Raw genomic sequence first — 23,620 nt, 5'->3', positions numbered from 1 at the left:
ACTTGCCCCTCTGGGGCAAGTTTCATTTCAGCTCAGCACCGCCACGCTCAGCCGTGCACTACAGCATAATTGATCCCGCTGATTACGAATCTCAATCTGCCACGTTTGATTACGCGAACCAAGATGCAGCGGGCGACAGATGCCGCGTACCTGACCGCTGGAAACGGCGCGATGGTGGCTTGCGCTCACCTCCACTCCCACCACGCTGCTGCCTTCTTCAACGCACAGGTAGCCTGCAATCGACCCCATTGATTCTGCCAGTACCACTGAAGCGCCACCATGCAACAGGCCGAAAGGCTGATGAGTGCGAGCATCGACCGGCATCGTCGCTTCCAGATAATCATCACCGATAACGGTGAAAACAATCCCCAGATGCGCCACCAGCGAGTTTTCACCCAGCGCATTCAGTGCCGCAAGATCGATGGATCGTTTCCAGATTGCTGTCATCCCTTAGGCTCCCAGCGTCGCGCCGCCATCAACCACAATATCCTGTAGTACAACATGGCTGGCAAGATCCGAGGCCAGAAACAGGACGTTAGCGGCAATTTCTTGCGGCTTTGCAATTTTTTTCAACGGGATACCGAGCTTGAACTGCTCCGGAAAGCCGTTAATCATCTCTTGCTCACCGGTGGGTGTGTGCCACAGGCTACGCTGCATATCGGTATCGGTCGAGCCTGGCGAAACGATATTACAACGCACACCGTAAGGTGCCATCTCTAAGCCAACGGTCAGACAGAGGCTGCGCAGTGCCGCTTTTGACGCACCGTAAGCCGACATGCCAATACGCGGCGCGTGCGCTGCGTTTGAGGCAATGGTCACGATGGCACCCGCACGCTGCTCGCGAAATACCGGCAGCGTCTGCTGAAACAGGTTAAACGCGCCGCCAGCATTCACCGCCAGACAGGCTTGCCAGTCAGCGAATGAAAGCTCATCCGTTGCACCAACCCGTAAAATGCCCGCGCCATTCACCAGTACATCGATGCGCGGCTGCGCAGCGAGCAGACGCTGGCAAACCGTTTTGACCTGTTCAGAACTGGCGACATCCATGGTGTGGCAGGCAAACGGATAATCCTGATCGTGAAAATGTCGATCGAATGCTTCCACCTGTGCACCCGCCTGATGAAACGCCAGCGCGGTGTGATAACCAATCCCTTGTCCGGCTCCGGTTACCCAAACAATCTTGCCGCTAAAGTCAAAGGCGTGACTCATTTTGTTGTCTCCCGCGACAGCAACGCCCACCAGCCATCGATAGTTGGATTTTTCGCCAGGCTAACGAAGTCGATATCGCTGTGCACCTGACGCCAGCGTGCCGCCAGTGACATCACACGTACCGAATCGAGGCCGTAATCGATCAGGTTCTCGTCATCTTCGGGCACATCGTCATCTTCCAGCAGCGGCAAAATCATGGCACGCAGATCATCTTTGCTGAGTGGCAGTGGCATTAAATCAGCCGTCATCACAACTTTACCGCTGCGACCTGCGGTATAGGTCAGCGCCATCATGTGCTCTTCGCGAGTAAAATCTGCCAGAGCATCCGCCACCATAAAGGGCTGGATGTTGCGCATAAACGCATCGGTTGCCGTGGTCAGACAGCCAATGTGTGCATACACACCGGTAATGATCAGTTGATCGCGGCCCATTTCCTGCAGGATGGATTCCAGCGGCGAGCGGTGGAATGCGCTGTAGCGCCATTTGGTCAGAACATAATCATCTGCATCGGGTGCCAGCGCCTCAACGATCTTCTGTTGATCGGGATGTTTGTTCAGCCCCGGTCCCCACATATCGTTGAGCAGAGCGCGATCTTCATCGCTTTGCTGATTGGGCTGCGCAGTGTAAAACACCGGAATGCCCTGAGCTTTGCAGTAACGACGCAGACGCGCAATATTTTCAACTACCTGATTAACTAACGGGCTGTTCTCACCCCAGAAGTTCAAAAAATAGGCCTGCATATCGTGGATCAGTAATGCCGCACGGCTGGACTCCAGTGTCCATTTCACTTTGTTGCCCGGCAATTCAGTTGCGGCGGGCAGCGGATATGAGGTTAATTTTGGAATAGCCATAAAAATCTCCAGAACAAATCAGGCTTGCGCTTGTTGATCAGCAAGTTGTTGGCGCAGACGCTTTTTATCCACTTTGCCAACAGGCGTCAGCGGCAGGGCATCTACGCAGATAATACGGTCAGGCAGTTTGAATTCAGCCACGCCCAGTTCACGCAGGTGACGACGCAGCACCACCGGCTTAACCGGCTGGCTGGACACGATAAAAGCACAACTTTTCTCGCCCATCAGCTCATCATTCATTGATACCAGCGCGGCATGAATCACATCCGGGTGGCGCTGAAGCAGATTCTCGATCTCTTCTGCTGCGATCTTTTCACCGCCGCGGTTGATCTGATCTTTTTCGCGGCCCTGCACAATGATATTACCCTCCGGTGTCATTTCGACCAGGTCACCAGAGCAGTAGAACCCGTTCTCATCAAAGCTGGCAGCGTTGTGTTCAGGGCTTTTGTAATAACCACGGAAAGTATAAGGCCCACGCGTCATTAAGCGACCAACGGCACCCACCGGCAATGGATTACCCGCTTCATCAGCAACCCAGACTTCATCATCAGGTGAAATTGGACGTCCCTGCGTGGTGAGAATGGTCTGTTCGTCATCATCCAGACGGGTGTAATTGACTAAACCTTCAGCCATACCAAACACCTGTTGCAGCTTGCAGCCAATCTCAGACTGGATGCGTGCGGCCAGGGCTTCGCCCAGCCTGGCACCGCCAACCTGAATGCGTTGCAACGATGCCAGCTGCTTATTGGTTCCCCACTCCTGAATCGCCTGTAACCACAGGCTGACAGCGGGTGGCACTAAACCGGTATCGGTGATCTGATGCTTTTCAATCAGCGGGAAGCAGAGCGTGGCGCTCGGATCGGCAGCCAGAATAACGTGTCCACCAGCATAAAAAACACCCAGCGCGCCCGGAGAGCTCATCGGGAAATTATGCGCAGCGGGCAGGGCAATGAGATAGCGCGTGTCAGCCGTAACGCCACAAATGACATCACTATCGCGAATACTGTAATAGTAATCGTTATGGGTACGCGGAATGAGTTTCGGCGTGCCGGTACTGCCGCCCGACAACTGAAAGAATGCCACTTCATCGCCCGCTGTTGGCGTTGCGCTAAATGCTTCCGCTGCCTCGGCCAGCATAGCTTCAAGGGAATTTTCAGGCTGAGTATCGTTGCGCAGAATGATGTGTTGCAGCGAGGCATGATCACGGCAGAGCTGTTCAATAAAGTCATCGTTCGCAAACAGTGCATGACTGCGATCGGCAATTAATAGCTTCGGCTCTGTTTGACTGGCATAGGCGCTGAGTTCGGTACGCTGATGGCTGAAAAGCGCATTAACGGGTGCCACGCCGATTTTGAACAGGGCAAACAGCGTCAGGTAAAACTCAGCAACGTTACCCAGTTGCACCAGCGCAGTGTCGCCTTTAGACAGGCCACGTCGCTGTAACGCTGCGGCAAGATTGTCGCTTAATTCGGCCAGCTGACGATAGCTGAACTGGCGTTCGCCATCGGTTACCGCTATGGCATCGCTGTTCTTGTGACGTTCCAGGATGTCGGTCATCGGCACGTCAAGCCAGTAACCTTTTTCACGATATCGCGCAGCCAGATCGTCCGGCCAGCGGCTATAAGGGATTGTCATGATAGTTCCTTTATTGCAGTCCAAATGCGCGAAGCATGGTGTCGAGTTTGACGCCGGTTTCACGCCATTCTGATTCAGGTTGCGAATCGGGCACAATGCCCGCGCCGGCAAAAAGACGGACACGTGCGCCGTTTACCGTACCGCAGCGAATCGTCACCACCCATTCGCCATTGCCTTGCTCGTCACACCAGCCCACGATGCCGCCAAAAAGCTGGCGTTCAAAAGGCTCCAGTGCCTGAATTAAACGCTGCGCGCGCTGATGTGGAAATCCGCTCAATGCCGGAGTCGGATGCAGCAGGCACGCCAGAGACAGGGCATTTTCGCGTTCGTCTAACGCTTCGCCGTCAATTTGCGTCGCCAGATGCCACAGCGTCGCGGTGGTGATCAGCGAGGGCACATCCGGCACCGATAACAAACGGCTGCGCGGTTGCAGCGTGGCGCGCATCGCATCGGTGACTAATTTATGTTCATGACGATCTTTCGTGGATTGCATCAGGGAATCACCCGCCTCGCGATCGCGCTGGCTGTCGGTATCACGACGCGCTGAACCTGCGAGTGGACAGGAACTAAAATCGCGTCCCTGTTTTCGCAGCATTAGTTCCGGACTGGCACCTACCAGCGCGCCGCCCTGCGGTAACGGCAAATGGAAGTGATAGCTATTAGGGTTCTGCGCCACGATGCGCTGCATCAACGCTGCAGTGTCCACGGGCTGCTCGGTAACAATATCCATCAGGCGCGACAGCACCACTTTATCCAGCTCGCCACGTTGCGTTGCTGCCACCGCCTGCGCCACCATATTAGTGAAAACGTCATGTCCGGGCACGGCAGTGCGGCGGCGAACAGAGGGCAGCGGGCCTTCTGTTGCTGTTGAATTTACCCGCAAGTCGGTGCGATTAAAGTATTGATACGATTCGGGGATAAACAGGGCTGAAGGCTGATTAACGTCGAACGGGATGGCGCCCACCAGAATTGGGTTCGTCAGGCCCTGTTTTTTTGCAGAGGCAAAATGGTGCTGCAACTGTTGTTGAAAATCGCCTGTTAACCTTGCGCCATCTTGTACAGGCGTCGTGATAGTCGTGAAACAGCCCTGTGTTGTCAGACTGCGCCACGGAGAGGTAAACAGAAATCCCCGACAGAGCGCGGAAAAATCCTGCAATAAAGGATTTTCAAACGTCAACGTTTCCACCATAATTTTTCACCTATAAATGATAAGATAATTAATAATGATTATCATTTGTATTGTGGCTCTGTAAGCTACGTTGATTAGCCTGGGGTGTCAATAAATTCACGGGTTTTCAACTGAAATTTCGTGCTAATTCAGCATATTCATCAGGGCTTTTAGTAAAGTGAAAGGTGGACTGGATCTTATGTATAAACGTGTTATTTGGACGCTCAGCGCACTCTTTTCATGGGGTTTAGCCTGTTCAGTACAGCCGCTCAGGCTGAAAATGGCTGGCCGCGTACGATCAACGGGGCGAAGGGCAGCATTACATTGCAGCAGGCACCTCAACGTATTGTCTCAACCAGCGTCACGCTCACCGGCTCACTGTTGGCAATTAATGCGCCCGTGATTGCCAGCGGTGCGACTGCGCCCAACAGCCGTCTCGGCGATGCACAAGGCTTTTTTCGCCAGTGGGGCGATGTGGCTAAGCAGCGTGGCGTTCAGCGTTTATATATTGGCGAGCCCGCTGCAGAAGCGATCGCCGCACAAGCGCCCGATCTCATCATCGTGAGTGCCACCGGCAATGATTCGGCGCTTAAGCTGATTGATCAACTCTCAGCGATCGCGCCAACCTTAGTGGTGAATTACGACGATAAAAGCTGGCAACAACTGGTTGGTTTACTGGGCGAAGCAACCGGTCATGAAGCGCAGGCCGCGGCTCGGGTTAAAGCCTTCGACGATCGGGAAAAAGCCTTAAAAAACGCCTGACGTTACCGGCACAGCCTGTTTCTGCCATGGTCTGGAACGCGGATGGCCGCGCGGTGAACCTGTGGACAGCTGAATCGGCACAGGGAAAACTGCTTCAGCAGTTAGGTTTCACGCTGGCGACACTGCCTGCCAGCATTCAGCAAGGGCACAGCATGGGCCAGCGCAAGGATATCATTCAGTTATCGGGTGAAAATCTGGCGGCCGGTCTGAACGGCAACACCTTTATGCTGTTTGCGGCTGATGAAAAAAGCACTGACGCGGTGATGAAAAATCCTTTTCTGGCACAAACGCCAGCAGTGAAAAACAAGCAGGTGTATGCGCTGGGGCTGGATTCTTTCCGCCTTGATTACTACAGCGCCAGCAACTTGCTGGCGCGTCTTGAGCAGTTGTTTGTTAAATCATGATGTCTGTTGCGCCAGCGGGGTTGCTGGCGTCTGATAACGGCGCAGGCGGCCCATTATCAACCACATGAGAATACCCAACAGCGCGGCAGCGAAACCAAACAGACTTGCCGCCTGTTGGGGTTGCAGCAACGATCCCATTGCGCCAATCACTGCTGCGCCAATGGCATCACCCGTGACGTTCTGCGCGGTCCATAAGCTATTAATGCGACCCAGTAAGGCATCCGGCGTCAGGGTTTGAATCATCGAATATTGCACCAGACTGTTAATCGCACTGAAGTAGCCAAACGCCACTAAACAGGCCAGTCCTGATTCATAGCCTGGCATCAGGCTGAACAGGCCCAGCGCCATAAAAGCAGCCACGGCACTTGCCAGTATCAGTATGCCGGGACGCGACGCCTGTGCCAGCCGACCGCTGGTTAACGCACCCACAGCTGCACCCAGCGGCACCGCAGCATACATCAGACCAAGCCGCTCCAGATCAACCTGCCAGTGCGGTGCCAGGGCGGGATAAAGCACGCGTACCGCGCTCGCCAGAGTCACTAATGCGCCAATTAATGCCACCATGCCAACAACCGGGCTGGCAAACAGAAACTGTACGCCCGTGGCTAACGCTTTAAGCGGATGTTCGCGCGGCTGCGGCGGTGGTGGCATTACCGGTAATTTCAACAAGGTTAATACGGTGAGCAGCGTACCGAAGGCGGTCAAACCGTAATTCCACGCGACGCTCCCGTGCGCAATCACCAGGCCAGCAATCGCGGGGGACAGGATCGAGCCGAAGCGCACGGTAAGCATGGTGATAGCGCCCGCTTTCATGATGTTTTCGCGCCCGACCAGGGCTGGAGTGGCAGCCAGCAAAGCCGTAACGCCAATCGCGCCAAAAAAGCCATCCCACAACCCCAGCACAAACACCGCAATAACTGAAGGTTCAGGTAATAACGCATTAACACACAGCGCGACAAAACCTAATCCGCAGGTGGAACGCGCAAATAAAATAAGCCGACGGCGTTCATAGCGATCGGCCAGCACGCCACCGGTCAGCAGACCGATAAACATGCCCGCACCTGCCAGCGTTACTGATAAGCCTACCAGCATCGGCGAATGCGTCAGTTGCTGAATTTGCACCGGAACGGCGACGGCTAACATGCCGAGTGCGACAATTGAAATAAAGCGAGCAATAAACACAGCGCGAAAATCGGGGTGCGTTTTAAGCAGGCTGAGATCGATAAACCAGGAGGGTTTGTTCATTTATTCGCCTTTAGATGCTGATTTTCCTCGCCATACAGCGAATAACTCATGGTAACATACAAAAATAAGAGTAATAACGATAACAAGTATCATTATCAAAGTGACTTGCCCGCAGTGTCGTTGAACAGTGAAGGTTTACTACGTTATGCGCCAACTCTATGCGATAGCAGGTTCAGGGATGCTGCTGTTGCTTCTTCTTGTGCTCAGTTTGATGCTGGGTGCAAAACCGATCGCTTTCCACGATGTTACGCACGCCCTGCTTGCCAGTTGCAGCAGTGCGGATTGCGTAATCGTACGTGAAGCGCGTTTACCTCGCACCTTAGCGGGCTTACTGGCGGGCATGGCGTTAGGGCTGGCCGGTGCGTTAATGCAAAGCCTGACGCGCAATCCCCTTGCCGATCCAGGCATTCTTGGCGTTAACGCTGGTGCCGGATTTGCGGTGGTGATGGGTATTGCGCTGTTTGGCGCAGATTCGCCGATCGACTGGCTCGGCTTTGCTTTTGCCGGTGCGCTGCTTGCTTCGCTGCTGGTTGCGTTAACCGGTGCACTGGGCGGCGGCCGCGTCAATCCGGTTCGTTTGACCCTGGCTGGCGTGGCGCTGGGCGCGGTGCTGGAAGGACTGACCTCGGGTTTATCGCTTCTCAATCCTGACATTTACGATCACCTGCGTTTCTGGCACAGCGGCTCGCTGGATATTCGGAGCTTTGCCATTCTGCGCACCACCTTTCCCGCCGTGCTCATCGGCAGCGTGCTGGCACTGCTGCTGGCGCGCTCTTTAAACAGCCTGAGCATGGGTGGGGATATGGCAACCGCGCTCGGTACTCAGGTCGTACGCACCCAACTCACCGGATTATTAGCGATTGCGCTGTTGAGCGGTGCTGCCACGGCTACTGTTGGCCCTGTTGCCTTCGTTGGCTTAATGGCGCCACATCTTGTACGCGCGCTGACAGGAAACGATCACCGCTGGCTGCTGCCAGGGACGTTGCTGATGACGCCTTGTCTGTTACTGGCTGCGGATATTTTTGGCCGCATCGCTGTGCCGGGCGAACTGCGCGTTTCCATTGTGACAGCGATTCTCGGTGCGCCAGTGTTGATTGTGCTGGTACGGCGTAAGTCGGGAAGAGGGCAGGTATGAATCGGGTGGCGATAAACAGTTTCGCCCTGCTGCTGGCCTGTGCGCTGCTGGCTTTTTTCGGTGTGACGCGTGGCACATTACCGGTTTCGGCAGAGCAGCTATGGCAGGTTATCAACGGCGAGGCGGCGCGCAATATCCAGCTTATTGTGGTTGAGTGGCGCCTGCCGCGCGTGCTGATGGCGCTGCTGATTGGTGCCGCTCTGGGAGTGAGCGGTGCGATTTTTCAGTCACTGCTGCGTAATCCGTTGGGCAGCCCGGATATCCTTGGATTCAATACCGGCGCTTACAGCGGTGTACTGGTGGCGCTGGTGCTGTTTCAGCAAAATATTGAAGGCATGACGCTGGCTGCGCTGCTGGGCGGATTAGCCACCACAGGCGTCGTATATCTGTTCGCCTGGCGTAACGGCGTTAATACTTTTCGTCTGATTATCGTCGGCATTAGCGTACGGGCGCTGCTGATGGCGCTGAACAGTTGGCTGATTATCAGCGCCTCCCTGGAAGCCGCGCTCAGTGCTGGCTTGTGGAGCGCCGGATCGCTTAATGGCATCACCTGGGCAAAAACCAGGCCGGTGATCGTTGTGCTGCTACTGGCACTGTTTGCCACAACGCTGTTAGCGCGACGTATGCGCCTGCTGGAGATGGGAGATGATACCGCGTGCGCCCTGGGCGTACCGGTTGAGCGCAGCCGCATCTGGCTGATGCTGGCTGGCGTGATATTAACGGCTGCGTCAACTGCGCTGGTTGGGCCGATCTCATTCGTTGCGCTGCTGGCACCGCAAATTGCTCGTCGCCTGTGCGGTGGCGTTAAGGGCGCGTTACCCATGGCCGCGTTGTGCGGTGCGCTGTTACTTACGGCAGCAGATTACGCAGCACAGCACTTTTTTCTGCCTTATCAATTGCCGGTTGGCGTCATCACGGTCAGCCTTGGCGGAATTTATCTGATCGCTTTACTGGTGCGGGAGGCGCGACGCCAATGACAGTAACTTCACGGCTCCAGGGTGACGCAATGACGCTCGGCTACGATAAAAAAATCGTGGCGGAAAATCTGTCAGTGACGATACCCGATGGCGAAATGACGGTGATCATCGGGCCAAATGCGTGTGGAAAATCAACGCTTTTACGCACGCTGAGCCGCCTGGCCGCGCCGTTAAAAGGGCAGGTACTGCTGGACGGTGAAGCTATCGCCCGCTACGCCACGAAAGAGGTGGCGCGCCGTTTAGGTTTGTTGCCGCAAAGCTCTAATGCGCCTGCCGGTATTAGCGTCAGTGAACTGGTGGCGCGTGGTCGCTATCCGCATCAGTCATTGTTTGGTCGCTGGCGCGATGAAGATGAAGCGGCGGTTCAGGAAGCGATGCTGGCAACCGGTGTCGCGGACATCGCCAGTCAGCAGGTTGATACCCTTTCTGGCGGACAGCGTCAGCGCGTATGGATTGCAATGGTCCTGGCGCAACAAACGCCGCTTCTGCTGCTGGATGAGCCGACAACCTGGCTGGACATTACACACCAGATTGAACTGCTGGAGCTGATGCAGGATTTGAATCAGCAGCATGGCCGCACGCTGGTCGTGGTATTGCACGATCTCAATCAGGCCTGCCGTTACGCGACCCATTTGATTGCCATGCGCCACGGCAAGATTATTGCTGAAGGGAAACCGAGTGAAATCGTTACGCCCGCGCTAATCGAATCGATTTATGGTCTGCGCTGCGTCATTGTTGACGATCCCGTGGCGCACACACCGATGATTGTGCCGCTGGGCCGACAGCATGCAGGCTAGCCTGTGCGCCTGTCCCGGCCTTTACCCTGAATGAGTAAGGGCCGGGAAGACGCACGGTAACTTAAAACTCAGCCAGCAACTGCTGCAAACGTGGACCAATTTGCTCAAACATGCGCGGTGAAATAATATCGACGTGCGCGCAATCTACTGGCCAGATGTCCAGTTCAGCCACATAGGGCGACCAGGCACGGCGTGCATCCTGGCCAGGTTGCTGAGTCTGCTCTGCAAGAAATAGCGTGGCGCGACCGTTGAAGCGGGCACTGCGCGCCGTGGCTAACAGGCGCACCGAACTGGCGTAGTTAGCTTCGATAGTATTGAACATCGCTTCCATCCCTTCGCCAGCCTGCTGCCGTTGTGCAGCGATAAACTGTTCGCGCTCACGGTTTACCTCTGCCAGCACCGCCGGATCCAGTACATTTTCGCCGCGTTTCTCATCCCAGTTCTGCGTTTCTGGTGGCCAGGTGTCGAGTAAGCCCAGGAAGGCAACCTCTTCCCCTAAAGCGTCCAGCCGCGCCGCGATCCCCTGAGCCAGGGTGCCGCCCAGGGAGTAGCCGATAAAATAGTAAGGCCCGTGCGGTTGCTGTTGACGCAGCGTGGCCAGATGCGCATCACATACGGCATCAAGATGCTGTGCCTGATTAAGCGGGCTGCTGAGATCAGGCGACTGAATGCCCACCAGTGACCAGCGCGCATCCAGATAGCGTTGTAACACGCTGAACTGCCAGGCAAAGCCAGAGGCGGGATGGAAGCAGAACAGGGTTGGGCCATCGCCTTTACGCAGCGGTAGCACAGCTTCAAACCCTGCCTGTCCGGCGTCATCGCCACTGCTTAACAGGGTGGCGAGTTTTTCAACAGTGGAGGCCACCATGATTTGCCCGACGGACACCGGCAGGTTCAGGCTGCGTCTCAACTGTGCTGCCAGGCGCATGGCTAACAACGAGTGACCGCCCAGGGCGAAAAAATCATCCTGTGCGCTGATGCTTTCACGCTCCAGCAGCGCGGAAAAGGCAGCGGCCAGCGTAGTTTCTAATCCAGGATGGGGTGCCCGTCCCGCTTCCACTGCACGGCTTTGCGGCAACGGCAGTGCTTTGCGATCCAGCTTGCCGTTGCTGCTGAGCGGAAACGCCTCAAGCTGGACAAAAGCCACCGGCACCATATGAGCGGGCAACTGTGCCGCGAGGGCATTGCGCAGGGCATCGCCGTCAATTGGCTGGTCGGCAATGAGATAGCCAACCAGCTGACGCGCATCGCCCTGCTGCGCTGCGCTGCCACCCAGCACCGCCGCATGGGTTACGGCTTGCTGAATGCCAGGTAAAGCCGCCAGCGCATGATCAATTTCATTCAGTTCAATACGTTGCCCACGGATCTTCAGCTGATCGTCACTGCGACCCAGATATTCCACCGCACCGTTTGGCAGCCAGCGGGCCACATCCCCTGTGCGGTACATGCGCGTACCATCACCGTAAGGATCGGCGACAAAGCGGCTGGCCGTCAGATCGGGACGATCGAGATAACCCTGTGCTAACTGCACGCCGGTCAGGTAAAGGTCGCCCGCTACTCCGGGTGGCACGGGCTGTAAGCGAGCATCCAGAATGCGTAATCCCGTATTCCAGACCGGGAAGCCAATCGGCACGCTGGCCCCCTCCACGGCGGCCAGTTCCGGCCCAAAAGCGGGATAATAACTGACATCCACCGCAGCTTCGGTTGGCCCGTAAAGATTATGCAGTTCAACCTGAGTCAGGGTTTGCCACTCACGCGATAAGTCAGCGGGGAGTGCTTCACCGCTGCAAAAAACGCGACGCAGGCTGGCGCAGCGCGCCACGGCATCGGCATCCTGTAGTGAGGCAACAAACGCCGCCAGCATTGACGGAACGAAATGCGTTGTGGTGATGCGATAATGGTCAAACAGCTGTTGCAGTGCTTCTGGATCGCGATGAGCTTCCGGCGGAGCCATAACCAACTGCGCGCCCACCATAAGCGGCCAGAAAAACTCCCATACTGAAACGTCGAAGCTGCTCGGGGTTTTTTGTAAAACCACATCGTCAGCGGCAAGCGGATAGTGATTCTGCATCCATAACAGGCGATTGACGATTGCTTCATGGCCCACCAGTACGCCTTTCGGGCGGCCCGTCGAGCCAGAGGTGTAGATAATGTACGCGCCATCCTGCGGACGCGGTGTCTGCGTCATCTCCTCTGTGACCGGCGTGAGCAGCGCGTCGTAAAATAGCGGTGCGACTGGCGAAATGGCGGTTAAACGATCGGCCAAATCACGACAGGTGATGAGTATTTTGGGCGCAGCATCTTCCAGCATCATGTGCAGGCGATCGTCCGGATAGCCGGTATCCAGCGGTAAATAGGTCGCACCCACGCTGACGATAGCCTGTAACGCCAGCGACAGAAATACCGATCGCGGCAGCGCCACGGCAACAATATCACCGCGCTGCACGCCCTTAGCGAGGAGGTGTTGCGCCAGCGCCTGCACCTGTTGCTGCATCTGCTGGTAGTTGAGGTTATGTCGGGCATCTGCCAGTGCCGGCGCATCTGGTGTGCGCTGTGCCTGCTGGCGCAGCAGGCTGCTCAGGGTTTCAGCCGGTAGCGGGACGTGGGTTTGATTGATTTCAGCCAGTTGTTGATGCTCTGCGGGCGTGAGCAGATCCAGCTCGCCACAGGCGGACTCTGGCCGCGCCGCTAACTGCGCCAGCAGCAGCGTAAAGCGGTCAACATGTTGTTTTAGTGTACTTTCACAGTAACGCTCTGCGTTAGCCAACAATTCAAGGGTTAAGTCGCCTTGCTCGCTAATGTAGATGGCGATCTCAAGATCGCGCACCGGGCCGGAAGCCAGTTGATGGGTTATGCCTTCGATCCCGGCGAAATCGAGCTGGTAATCAAACATTTTCAAATTGATCACCGGACCATAAAGCGGATCGCCATCACCGAGGCGGCCCAGATCACGCTGTACCTGCTCGGCATCGAAACGCTGGTGGCGACGCATCTTTTTCACTTCGGTGGCCAGTTGCGCTGCCAGCGCGCTTAAAGGCTGCGACGGATCGTAATGTATCGCCATCGGCAGCACGTTGATAACCGGACCGGTCGCGCACAGCGCAGCCGAGCCGATGCGGCGCATAAAAATGAAACCTGCCGCAAAATCATGTTGACCACTCAGGCGCGCCAGCCATAGCGCCACCAGCGCAAAAGCGGTGTCGGCGGCGCTGAGATGATGAGCCTGCGTATGCGATAACAGCGTCTGAAAACTAGCGCGATCCAACGCCAGCTCAAGCCGGATCAGATCGGTGCTGGCACTTTGTCCGGCCAGCGGTTGTGTCGATAACGAGGCAGGTGGCGGCAGTTGCGCCCCTTTTTCACGCCAGAACTGGCGGTCACGCTGCCAGGTTGAAGAGGCCTGATAACGCTGATACTCCTCGACCACTTCACTGAACGGTACAAACGGTGTCGGTTGCGCGGTTTCTTTTCGCTGCCAGGCAGTGTAAAGATTAGCAATGCGGCGGGTAAGGGCGGTAAAGCTGAAGCCGTCAACCACTAAATGATGGTAACGCTGATACCAGTACCAGTGGCGATCGCCAAGGCGCATTAAACTGTGGTGCCACAGCGGGGCGCCACTCAAGACGCGAAGATCGCCTGACATATCTGTGCGCATCAGGGCACGTGCGGCGGCGGCGGGATCGGCTTCGTGGCGCAGATCGATCACCTCTGGCTCGCTAAAGGCCTGCGGCGCAGGCCACTGCTGTGGTTCGCCGTCCTGTTCGCCAAAGGCCATGTTCAGGGTATCAGCCTCTTTCATACCTGCAACAATGGCTTTCCCCAGCAATGCACTGTTTAACTCGCCGCGCAGCTCAATAAAGTGTGCCACCGCATAAGCGTTGTGATGTTTCGACAGTTGATCGGCGATCCAGATCCCGGGCTGTGCTGCCACCAGAGGCAGGGTGTGTTGTTCAGTGTGGTTTCGGCTCATCAGGGACTCAGACATTGTCGCTCCGGTTTGCATTATCAGTAACCGGACGGATGTCGTGCCAGTTTTCGTTCAACCAGTTCAGGCAGGCTGCCTGCGGTTGCGGACCAAATACTGAGCGCCAACCCACAGGAAGCGCGTTAAAGGCAGGCCATAAGCTGTATTGCTGCTGGTCGTTTTGCAATACATGACAATCCTGTTGTGGATCATCAAACGGGTTCAGGTGTTGCATGTCTGTCTCCTGCTCGTAGAGAACGAGTGAGATAAGCGAATTACAGGTGTTGCCACATTGCTTTCAGTCCGTTCAGCAGGCCACCGCGCCAGCACAGCGCATCATGGCCACCTTCGACCGGGTAATAGCTGACCTGATGTCCGGCATCGGTCAGATCACCCTGAAGTTGTTGATTTGCGGCCAGAATCAGGCGTTCACGCCGTCCGGCTTCTAAGTAAAAATGACGTGGTGGCGCAGCGAGTAAACCTTGTTGTAACTGCTGGGGTAACCAGCCGTTGGCATTGCCGCGTTCTGGCCACCAGAAAGAGCCAGACAAACTGATTGCCGCGCCGAAAGTCTCTGGCCAGCTCAGGGTGGCGTACACCGCAGATAAGCCGCCAAAGCTTTGTCCGGCAATCACCGTGCTGGCGGCTTCGTTGCGGTGCGCAGCCCACGTCTGTACCTGCGGCAATAGCTCTTCCTGGATCGCCAGCCAGAAATCAGCATTGCAGGTGAGCTCCTGCGTCCGGTGCTCGCGGTCGATTATATCGATCATGACATACACAGCCGGCGGCAACGCGCCTGCGTCGGTGAGTTGCTGTAACGGACCGGCAACGGGCATGCTGTTGGCCCAAAACTGTCCGTCTAACAACAGGGCGAGCGGGCGATTTTCCGGTTGCTCATCGCCTGTGGTGTAAATCCAGATCGCGCGTTGATTGCCCAGGCGATCGCTGCGCCAGAGATGTTGCTGTAGCGGTAAGCGTGGCGCACTCCCTTCGTCCACGGCGCGCCAGACCGCCTGATCGGGAGAATGCGGCAGTTGCAACGGCGAAACGCCCATGCCGCGTCCGCCGGACCAGCCGCGCAGGCGGTTAAGCGGGTCGATTTGTGCCAGAGGAAATTTATCGCGCCACCAGCTACGCAGTGCTTGCATATCAGGCTGGCCCTGAAAAGTATCCGACTGGCTGTCAGGCATCAGGCAATAACTGCCGCGCCAGGTGGCGGGCAACGTGGTTTGCCAAAACCAGACATCGGTTTCGGGTAAACGCGTTAAGGAGACAGGGGCAGCTTGCTGATGATGATCGGTGACACCGGTAATATTGATCCAGACGCGCTGCGTCGATGAACGGGACTCATCGCCTTCCGGGTCGCGCCAAAAAAACGTGACCTGACAATCACCGGTTTCACTGATTTCAACAAAGGGTATGCCGCGTTGCTGCTGCTGCTGCCACCAGTGTTCATTGCCGGTCATTTCATTTAACCACGTCATACACGCCATTAGCCGATCGCTGCAAAGAGTTACTTTCATGAATGTTATGAATAATACTATTGATAATTATTTTCATTTGCAATAGGGTGTTTCCGCTCTACAGGGAGCGCGCGCGTTCCGTTTGCCGCATCTGCGCTTAATCAGCCTCTGAATACGGCTCGGTCAGATCTGGAATGCGTTACAGGCAAGGTTAACTACCTTTAACCGGCGCGCCAACCGCCCCTACGGTTGGCAATTCAGGAACCAAAACAATGAAAAAATTATCACGGCTATCAGTGGCCATTCTGATTGACATCGGCTTAGCCGCGTCTTTTGCTCCTGCGGCATTCGCTGCGGAAACATCTACCGAAACCAGCACATCCAGCAACGAATCAGTCGATGCCGACGGCGGCACCATCGTAGTGAACGCGGCGCAGCAGACACTCCAGGCTCCGGGTGTTTCAACCATTACTGCGGATGAAATCAAAAAACGCCCACCGGCGCGTGATGTCTCTGAAATTATCCGCACTATGCCCGGCGTCAATCTTACCGGGAACTCTACCAGTGGTCAGCGTGGTAACAATCGCCAAATTGATATTCGCGGTATGGGCCCGGAAAACACCCTGATTTTAATTGATGGCCGCCCGGTCACCAGCCGTAACTCGGTACGCCTTGGCTGGCGTGGCGAGCGTGATACACGCGGCGATACCAGCTGGGTGCCGCCAGAGATGATCGAACGTATTGAAGTCATTCGTGGTCCGGCGGCGGCACGTTACGGCAACGGCGCGGCGGGCGGAGTAGTCAATATCATTACCAAAAAAGAGACTAATGAATGGCACGGCTCCTGGAATACCTACTTCAACGCGCCGGAACATAAACAAGAAGGCTCGACCAAACGTACCAATTTCAGCCTGTCAGGTCCGCTGGGTGATGATTTCAGCTTCCGCTTATATGGCGGGCTGGCAAAAACCCAGGCTGATGCACAATTCATCAATGAAGGTCATCAGTCGTTGCGTACCGGATCCTATGCAGATACGGTTCCGGCTGGCCGTGAAGGAGTAGAGAACAAAGATATCAATGCGTTGTTGCGTTGGGCCTTTGCTCCCATGCAGACGCTGGAATTCGAAGCGGGTTACAGTCGCCAGGGCAACCTGTACGCCGGGGATACCCAGAACACCAACACCAGTGCGCTGGTGCAAAGTGAATATGGTGAAGAGACGAACCGCCTTTATCGCCAGAACTTTGCCGTAACCTGGACAGGTGCATGGGATAACGGCATCAGCACCAACACCTATGCGCAATATGAAAACACCCGTAACTCGCGTATGAATGAAGGCCTGGCGGGCGGAACAGAAGGCATCTTTTCTGACAGCGGCTTTTCAACTATTCAGCTGGACGATGTGCTGCTGCACAGCGAAGTCAGCATCCCCTTCGAACTGCTGGTTAATCAAACGGCGACAATAGGGACCGAGTGGAATCAACAGCGCATGAAGGATGGCGTTTCTAACAGCCAGGCGCTGTCAGGAGGCAACATTGCGGGTGTCTCCAGCGGTACGCGCAGCCCTTATTCTCAGGCAGAAATCTTTTCGCTATTTGCTGAAGACAACATGGAGCTGACGGACAGCACCATGCTGACGCCAGCGTTGCGCTTTGATCACCACTCAATTGTCGGCAACAACTGGAGCCCGTCGCTTAACCTGTCGCAAGGTTTGGGGGATGACTTCACCCTGAAACTGGGCATCGCACGTGCTTATAAAGCCCCGAGCCTTTATCAGACCAACCCGAACTATATTCTTTACAGCCGTGGGCAGGGCTGTGCTGACAGTTCAGGGGCCTGTTATCTGATGGGTAATGAAGATCTGAAAGCTGAAACCAGTATCAATAAAGAAATTGGGCTGGAGTGGAAACATGAAGGCTATCAGGCGGGTGTTACCTGGTTCCGTAATGATTACCGCAACAAGATCGAATCAGGTTATGTACCAACCGGCACTTCTACCAACGGCTCAACCGACGTTTATAAGTGGGAGAATGTCCCTAAAGCCGTGGTCGAAGGGCTGGAAGGGACGCTGAATATTCCGTTTACCGATACGGTCACCTGGAATAACAACATCACTTACATGCTGCAAAGTAAGAACAAAACAACCGGCGATCGCTTGTCGATCATCCCGGAATATACGTTGAATTCAACACTAAGCTGGCAGGCGACGCAGGATCTGTCACTGCAAACCACGCTGACGTGGTACGGCACACAGACGCCGAAGAAGTACAACTATAAAGGAGAAGCGGTTACCGGCAGTGAGAAGGATGAGGTGAGTCCTTATTCCATTGTTGGCATGAGCGGAACCTATGACATTAACAAGTATGCCAGCATCACGCTCGGTATCGAAAACCTGTTCGATAAGCGTCACTTCCGTGAAGGAAATGCGCAGACGACGGGTAACGCGGCAACGGGCGCTTATATGTATGGCGCAGGCGCGAACACCTATAACGAATCGGGACGGACTTACTATATGAGTCTTAATACGCATTTTTAGTCATAAAAAAACGCAGCGGGTAAAATACCCGCTGCGTCATCTTTCTTTCCCAACTCAGTAATTCTGATTGATGTCGCGATAGAGTCGGCTTTCGAAACGCACCAGTGGAACACGGCGTGAACGCTGATTTTCCGGCGGCACTGCATAGCCCGACAGAAACTGCACAAAAGCGACACGCGCCCCGCTTGAGGTCGTAATAAAGCCTGCTAAATTATAAACGCCCTGCAGAGAGCCGGTTTTAGCTGAGACTTTGCCATCCAGTCCCGCTTCATGCAAACCGCCGCGATAGAGCAACGTACCATCATGCCCCGCCAGCGGTAGCATCGAAATGTAGTCAAGCGTGCTGTCGTTTTTGGCAATGTATTGCAGTACCTGCATCATGGTTTGCGGTGCAATCAAGTCATGCCGTGACAGTCCTGACCCATCGACCTGAATGCTGTTCCCCATATCAACATTGGCTTTTTCGCGCAGAATACGACGAACCGCATCTGAACCGGCCCGGAAGGTGCCCGGTACGTTGAAGTAGTGATGGCCAATGGTACGAAAAACGGTGTCGGCAATCATATTGTCTGATTTCTTCAGCATAGTGTGCAGCAGCGTATGCAGGGGGGCTGATTGCGTTGACGCCAGCACCGTACCCGGCGAAGTCACTTGCGTCTGGCGCACCAGATGTCCGCTGTAGTCAATATCTGCTGCGCGCAGTTCTGATTTCAGAATTTCTCCAGCCCAGGCTGCGCCATCTTGCACGGCAAACGCCAGCGGCAGGGGCTCACTGCGCTGACGCATGCAGCCCGTTAATGTGTAACGGTTCAACTCGCCCGGCACTACGTCCAGTTCGCAATATTGTCCCTCACCGCTGTTGCGGCCAAGTGTGCGAACCTGGCTAAACATATGCGCGGGATAATAGGACGCGATGCGCACAAAGGCGTTTTCGCCCGGCGTGTCGGCGCTGTAGAGCGAAACAGAAAAACAGTTTTTATCCACTATCGCTGCAGCGGGCGGGGCGCTGAAGCACTGGGTGAGATCGTTCCACGGCCAGCCCGGCGCCATGTCATGGCTGGCAAACACAGAGGTGTCGATCACTAAATTGCCTTTAATATGTGTGATGCCCTGCTTTTTCAGCGCGGCAACCATATTGCGCAGATCCTGGCGGCTCAGCGTGGGATCACCAGCAAAGCGGGCGACTAAATCGCCGTTCAGCGTGCCATCAACCAGCGCGCCTTTGGTCTCAAAGGTGGTCTGAAAACGGTAGTCGCCACCCAGTTCCAGCAATGCCGCCAGGGCGGTAATGACCTTCATGGTGCTGGCGGGCAGAGCCATTTGCTTGCCGTGATAATCAATGATGGGCGTTGATGCGCCAACTTTCTGCACCATTAACGCCAGGTTGGCGCCATCTGGCAGATACTGCATATATTCATCAACGGGCGCTGCTTGTGCCTGCAGCATAAACGCACAGGTTAATCCGGTAACAAGTCGTGAAAATCGCATAATCTCGCGGTAACTGGCAGGTGAAGCCGTCAATACTACGTCCCTGGACGGTGGAAAGTAAACGATGACCCGCAGGGAACTCTGGGTTAAAATACGTATCAAATTGCAAAACCCATTTCTGGCCCGGAACCTTCTCTGGGTCAGGATTCTTTGTTTGCAAAACGGGGTAATGCGCCGCAGAACGCTTTTTTCTGCAGTCACCGGTCAGGATGACACCGTTAAACAGGAAAGATGACGAGGAGCTTAAATGAATCAGATTCCGATGACGTTAAGAGGCGCTGAAAGGTTGCGCGAAGAGCTGAACGAGCTGAAAACCGTGAAGCGTCCGCGTATCATTGCCTCAATCGCTGAAGCCCGTGAGCACGGCGATTTGAAAGAAAACGCGGAGTATCATGCTGCGCGTGAAGAGCAGGGCTTTTGTGAAGGCCGCATTCAGGAGATCGAAGCCAAGCTCTCTAATGCCCAGATCATTGATGTTACTCAAATGCCTAAAACCGGGCGCGTGATTTTTGGTGCAACAGTGACCGTGTTGAATCTCGATACCGATGAAGAATCAACCTATCGTATCGTGGGCGACGATGAAGCAGACTTCAGACAAAATCTGATTTCTGTTAATTCGCCAATGGCGCGAGGACTGGTGGGCAAAGAGGCCGATGACGTTGCGATTATCAAAACGCCAGGCGGTGACGTGGAATATGAAATCCTAAAGGTGGAATACCTTTAAGATGTTGCTACGCTTTGAAAAGCGTTGAAGCATAATGTAAAGAAAGGAAAAAGGCCGCGCTGCGGCCTTTTATCCCATGAAAGAGCATGGCACTTTCTTTGCCCAATTAACGTGGCAGAGAAATTTTGCTCTCTTTAGAAGGGCGATACAGCACCAGCGTTTTGCCGATCACCTGTACGTTGCTGGCGCCGGTTTCACGCACGATTGCCTCAACGATCAGCAGCTTGGTTTCACGATCTTCTGAGGCGATTTTTACCTTGATCAATTCGTGATGTTCCAGGGCGTGTTCGATTTCGGCCAGCACACCTTCAGTCAGGCCATTACCGCCAAGCATGACGACTGGCTTAAGCGGATGGGCGAGACCTTTCAGGTGCTGTTTTTGTTTGGTACTTAGATTCATCGTATTTTTTTACTTACTCAGGGATTGAAAACGGTTCATTCTACCGCCATCTCGGGTATATCACCAAATCGACGCAACCCATTGCGTGCAGGTTTATCGCTACGATGACGATTTAGTTGGAAATATTATGACGGGTAAAAAGCGTTCGGCCAGTTCCAGTCGCTGGCTTCAGGAACACTTTAGCGATAAATATGTGCTCCAGGCACAGAAAAAAGGGTTGCGTTCGCGCGCCTGGTTTAAACTTGAGGAAATACAGCAGGGTGACAAGCTTTTCAAACCCGGTATGACCGTGGTAGATCTGGGTGCAGCACCCGGTGGCTGGTCGCAATATGTTGTACAGCAAATAGGTGCAAAAGGTCGGGTTATCGCCTGTGATATTCTGCCGATGGATCCGATTGTTGGTGTCGATTTCCTTCAAGGCGATTTTCGTGAAGAATCGGTGATCAATGCGTTACTCGAACGCGTTGGTGACCAAAAAGTTCAGGTAGTCATGTCCGACATGGCACCGAATATGAGTGGTACACCTGCCGTAGATATTCCCCGGTCGATGTATTTAGTAGAGCTGGCGCTGGAAATGAGCCGGGACATTCTGGCACCTGGCGGTAGCTTTGTAGTGAAAGTGTTTCAGGGAGATGGCTTCGATGAATACCTGCGGGAAATTCGCTCCCTTTTTACGAAAGTGAAAATTCGAAAGCCAGACGCTTCACGTTCACGTTCACGTGAAGTGTACATTGTGGCGACAGGGCGCAAATCATAACCCAATTGCTGGAGAAGTAGGCTAGATCGCTGCGATTCCATGTATGAAGGATATATAGTACCCTACGCTATCTGTTAACACCGTTGTAATATGAGGTTAATCCCTTGAGTGACATGGCGAAAAACCTGATTCTCTGGTTAGTCATCGCGGTCGTGCTGATGTCAGTATTCCAGAGCTTTGGGCCCAGCGAGTCGAATGGCCGTAGGGTTGATTATTCAACCTTCCTGTCGGAAGTGAACCAGGATCAGGTCCGCGAGGCACGTATTAACGGGCGTGAAATTAACGTAATCAAAAAAGACAGCAATAAATACACGACGTACATTCCTGTCAATGATCCCAAGTTGCTCGATAACCTCTTGACCAAAAACGTCAAAGTGGTTGGCGAACCACCGGAAGAGCCGAGCCTGCTGGCTTCGATCTTCATTTCTTGGTTCCCGATGCTGCTGCTGATTGGCGTATGGATCTTCTTTATGCGGCAAATGCAGGGCGGCGGCGGCAAGGGCGCGATGTCCTTCGGCAAGAGCAAGGCCCGCATGCTGACGGAAGATCAGATCAAAACCACTTTCGCGGACGTTGCAGGTTGTGACGAAGCGAAAGAAGAGGTAGGCGAGCTGGTTGAATACCTGCGTGAGCCGAGCCGTTTCCAGAAACTGGGTGGTAAGATTCCGAAAGGTGTGCTGATGGTTGGCCCGCCGGGTACAGGTAAAACCTTGCTGGCGAAAGCGATTGCCGGTGAAGCAAAAGTACCTTTCTTTACTATTTCCGGTTCTGACTTCGTAGAAATGTTCGTCGGTGTAGGTGCATCTCGTGTGCGCGATATGTTTGAACAGGCGAAAAAAGCGGCTCCTTGCATCATCTTTATTGATGAGATCGATGCAGTAGGGCGTCAGCGCGGTGCAGGTTTAGGCGGCGGTCACGATGAACGTGAACAAACCCTGAACCAGATGCTGGTTGAAATGGACGGTTTCGAAGGTAACGAAGGGATTATCGTTATTGCCGCTACTAACCGTCCTGACGTACTGGACCCGGCACTGCTGCGACCTGGCCGTTTTGACCGCCAGGTGGTGGTAGGTTTACCAGACGTGCGTGGACGTGAGCAGATTCTGAAAGTGCATATGCGCCGTGTGCCGCTGGCTACCGATATCGATGCAGCAATCATTGCACGTGGTACGCCGGGCTTCTCTGGTGCGGACCTTGCGAACCTTGTCAACGAAGCAGCCCTGTTTGCTGCGCGTTCGAATAAGCGTGTGGTCTCTATGGTTGAGTTCGAAAAAGCGAAAGACAAAATCATGATGGGTGCAGAACGCCGCTCCATGGTGATGACGGAATCGCAGAAAGAATCTACCGCGTATCATGAAGCGGGCCACGCGATTATTGGTCGCCTGGTGCCGGAACACGATCCAGTACACAAAGTGACCATTATTCCTCGTGGTCGTGCGTTAGGTGTGACTTTCTTCCTGCCGGAAGGCGATGCAATCAGCGCCAGCCGCCAGAAACTGGAAAGCCAGATCTCTACGCTGTACGGCGGTCGTCTGGCAGAAGAGATTATCTACGGTGCTGAACATGTATCTACCGGTGCGTCGAACGATATCAAAGTCGCGACTAACCTGGCACGTAACATGGTTACGCAGTGGGGCTTCTCAGAGAAACTTGGTCCGTTACTCTATGCGGAAGAAGAAGGCGAAGTGTTCCTGGGGCGTTCAGTTGCCAAAGCCAAACACATGTCTGATGAAACCGCACGCATCATCGACCAGGAAGTTAAACACCTGATCGACAGTAACTACCAGCGTGCTCGTCGCATTCTGGGTGAGAACATGGACATCCTTCACGCGATGAAAGACGCGCTGATGAAGTATGAAACTATTGATGCACCGCAGATTGATGACCTGATGGCGCGCCGTGAAGTTCGTCCGCCAGCGGGCTGGGAAGATCCAGGCAGCAGCAATTCTGACAGTAGCGGTACGCCAAAGGCGCCACGTCCGGTTGATGAACCGCGTACGCCGAACCCTGGCAATACCATGTCAGAGCAGCTCGACAAATAAGACGTAGCAGCGTCAAATAAAACCCCGGCTGGTCCGGGGTTTTTACATCCAGACATTGTTCCTCA

The 23,620-nt window shown here is 54.7% G+C and carries 18 protein-coding genes and 1 pseudogene; 8 read left to right on the top strand and 11 right to left on the bottom strand.

Going from position 1 to position 23,620, the window contains the following annotated elements; genetic code table 11:
- Nucleotides 1-27: 27 nt before the first annotated feature.
- Genes O3W44_RS10645 through O3W44_RS10625 form a run of 5 tightly spaced genes read right to left on the bottom strand, consistent with a single transcriptional unit; the run spans nucleotide 28 to nucleotide 4,884 of the window.
- Nucleotides 28-447 (bottom strand): hotdog fold thioesterase, encoded by a 420-nt coding sequence (locus O3W44_RS10645; protein ID WP_269293040.1) that lies wholly within the window; start codon nucleotides 445-447, stop codon nucleotides 28-30.
- Nucleotides 448-450: 3 nt separating this feature from the next.
- Entirely contained in the window at nucleotides 451-1,209 is a 759-nt protein-coding gene (dhbA, locus tag O3W44_RS10640) for a 2,3-dihydro-2,3-dihydroxybenzoate dehydrogenase (protein WP_269293039.1), read from the bottom strand.
- The gene (locus tag O3W44_RS10635) at nucleotides 1,206-2,060 is read right to left on the bottom strand and encodes an isochorismatase family protein (protein WP_269293038.1); all 855 of its coding nucleotides are present in this window, start codon (nucleotides 2,058-2,060) and stop codon (nucleotides 1,206-1,208) included. Before O3W44_RS10635 ends, dhbA begins: the two co-directional genes overlap by 4 nt.
- A gap of 18 nt (nucleotides 2,061-2,078) precedes the next feature.
- On the bottom strand, nucleotides 2,079-3,695 hold the full coding sequence (locus O3W44_RS10630) for a (2,3-dihydroxybenzoyl)adenylate synthase (protein WP_269293037.1): 1,617 nt from the start codon (nucleotides 3,693-3,695) through the stop codon (nucleotides 2,079-2,081).
- A gap of 10 nt (nucleotides 3,696-3,705) precedes the next feature.
- Entirely contained in the window at nucleotides 3,706-4,884 is a 1,179-nt protein-coding gene (locus tag O3W44_RS10625; RefSeq protein ID WP_269293036.1) for an isochorismate synthase, read from the bottom strand.
- A gap of 219 nt (nucleotides 4,885-5,103) precedes the next feature.
- Here O3W44_RS10625 and fepB point away from each other — a divergent pair.
- Nucleotides 5,104-6,029 (top strand): annotated as a pseudogene (gene fepB / locus O3W44_RS10620) (Fe2+-enterobactin ABC transporter substrate-binding protein).
- Here the strand turns inward: fepB and entS are convergent.
- Nucleotides 6,024-7,274 carry an enterobactin transporter EntS gene (gene entS, locus O3W44_RS10615; protein WP_269293035.1) on the bottom strand — a complete coding sequence of 417 codons (1,251 nt, stop codon included), beginning with the start codon at nucleotides 7,272-7,274 and terminating at the stop codon, nucleotides 6,024-6,026. The pseudogene fepB and the gene entS overlap by 6 nt on opposite strands.
- Before the next feature lie 127 nt (nucleotides 7,275-7,401).
- Between entS and fepD the strand changes: the two genes are divergently transcribed.
- From fepD to O3W44_RS10600, 3 genes are read left to right on the top strand one after another with little or no spacing between them, the layout of a single operon-like run.
- Entirely contained in the window at nucleotides 7,402-8,409 is a 1,008-nt protein-coding gene (gene fepD / locus O3W44_RS10610; protein WP_269293034.1) for a Fe(3+)-siderophore ABC transporter permease, read from the top strand.
- Nucleotides 8,406-9,386 carry an iron-enterobactin ABC transporter permease gene (fepG, locus tag O3W44_RS10605; protein WP_269293033.1) on the top strand — a complete coding sequence of 327 codons (981 nt, stop codon included), beginning with the start codon at nucleotides 8,406-8,408 and terminating at the stop codon, nucleotides 9,384-9,386. Before fepD ends, fepG begins: the two co-directional genes overlap by 4 nt.
- Entirely contained in the window at nucleotides 9,383-10,183 is an 801-nt protein-coding gene (locus O3W44_RS10600; RefSeq protein ID WP_269293032.1) for an ATP-binding cassette domain-containing protein, read from the top strand. The genes fepG and O3W44_RS10600 overlap by 4 nt, the downstream gene beginning before the upstream one ends.
- A 61-nt stretch (nucleotides 10,184-10,244) precedes the next feature.
- Here O3W44_RS10600 and O3W44_RS10595 read toward each other — a convergent pair whose 3' ends face one another.
- Genes O3W44_RS10595 through fes form a run of 3 tightly spaced genes read right to left on the bottom strand, consistent with a single transcriptional unit; the run spans nucleotide 10,245 to nucleotide 15,640 of the window.
- Nucleotides 10,245-14,168, bottom strand: a complete 3,924-nt coding sequence (locus tag O3W44_RS10595; RefSeq protein ID WP_269293031.1) for an enterobactin synthase subunit F — start codon at nucleotides 14,166-14,168, stop codon at nucleotides 10,245-10,247.
- The gene (locus O3W44_RS10590) at nucleotides 14,161-14,382 is read right to left on the bottom strand and encodes an MbtH family protein (protein ID WP_269293030.1); all 222 of its coding nucleotides are present in this window, start codon (nucleotides 14,380-14,382) and stop codon (nucleotides 14,161-14,163) included. Before O3W44_RS10590 ends, O3W44_RS10595 begins: the two co-directional genes overlap by 8 nt.
- A gap of 40 nt (nucleotides 14,383-14,422) precedes the next feature.
- A complete protein-coding gene (gene fes / locus O3W44_RS10585; RefSeq protein ID WP_269293029.1) occupies nucleotides 14,423-15,640 on the bottom strand; it encodes an enterochelin esterase in 1,218 nt (405 codons plus the stop codon).
- Nucleotides 15,641-15,882: 242 nt separating this feature from the next.
- Here fes and O3W44_RS10580 point away from each other — a divergent pair, with 242 nt between their 5' ends.
- The gene (locus O3W44_RS10580) at nucleotides 15,883-18,144 is read left to right on the top strand and encodes a TonB-dependent siderophore receptor (protein WP_269293028.1); all 2,262 of its coding nucleotides are present in this window, start codon (nucleotides 15,883-15,885) and stop codon (nucleotides 18,142-18,144) included.
- Nucleotides 18,145-18,198: 54 nt separating this feature from the next.
- Here the strand turns inward: O3W44_RS10580 and dacB are convergent, their stop codons facing one another.
- Nucleotides 18,199-19,632, bottom strand: coding sequence for a serine-type D-Ala-D-Ala carboxypeptidase (gene dacB / locus O3W44_RS10575; RefSeq protein WP_269294418.1), 1,434 nt, complete (start codon nucleotides 19,630-19,632; stop codon nucleotides 18,199-18,201).
- 247 nt (nucleotides 19,633-19,879) lie between these two features.
- On the opposite strand from dacB, the gene greA reads away from it, so the two are divergent.
- Nucleotides 19,880-20,356, top strand: coding sequence for a transcription elongation factor GreA (gene greA / locus O3W44_RS10570; RefSeq protein ID WP_269293027.1), 477 nt, complete (start codon nucleotides 19,880-19,882; stop codon nucleotides 20,354-20,356).
- Nucleotides 20,357-20,462: 106 nt separating this feature from the next.
- On the opposite strand, the gene yhbY is transcribed toward greA, so the two are convergent.
- Nucleotides 20,463-20,756 carry a ribosome assembly RNA-binding protein YhbY gene (yhbY, locus tag O3W44_RS10565; RefSeq protein ID WP_269293026.1) on the bottom strand — a complete coding sequence of 98 codons (294 nt, stop codon included), beginning with the start codon at nucleotides 20,754-20,756 and terminating at the stop codon, nucleotides 20,463-20,465.
- Between the two features lie 127 nt (nucleotides 20,757-20,883).
- Between yhbY and rlmE the strand changes: the two genes are divergently transcribed.
- A complete protein-coding gene (gene rlmE / locus O3W44_RS10560; protein WP_269293025.1) occupies nucleotides 20,884-21,513 on the top strand; it encodes a 23S rRNA (uridine(2552)-2'-O)-methyltransferase RlmE in 630 nt (209 codons plus the stop codon).
- 113 nt (nucleotides 21,514-21,626) lie between these two features.
- Nucleotides 21,627-23,555, top strand: a complete 1,929-nt coding sequence (gene ftsH, locus O3W44_RS10555; protein WP_269293024.1) for an ATP-dependent zinc metalloprotease FtsH — start codon at nucleotides 21,627-21,629, stop codon at nucleotides 23,553-23,555.
- Nucleotides 23,556-23,620: the final 65 nt, after the last annotated feature.

This window comes from Pantoea sp. LMR881 (assembly GCF_027157825.1).
Lineage (GTDB): Bacteria > Pseudomonadota > Gammaproteobacteria > Enterobacterales > Enterobacteriaceae > Pantoea > Pantoea haifensis.
This window is presented reverse-complemented; position numbering and strand designations above follow the sequence as displayed.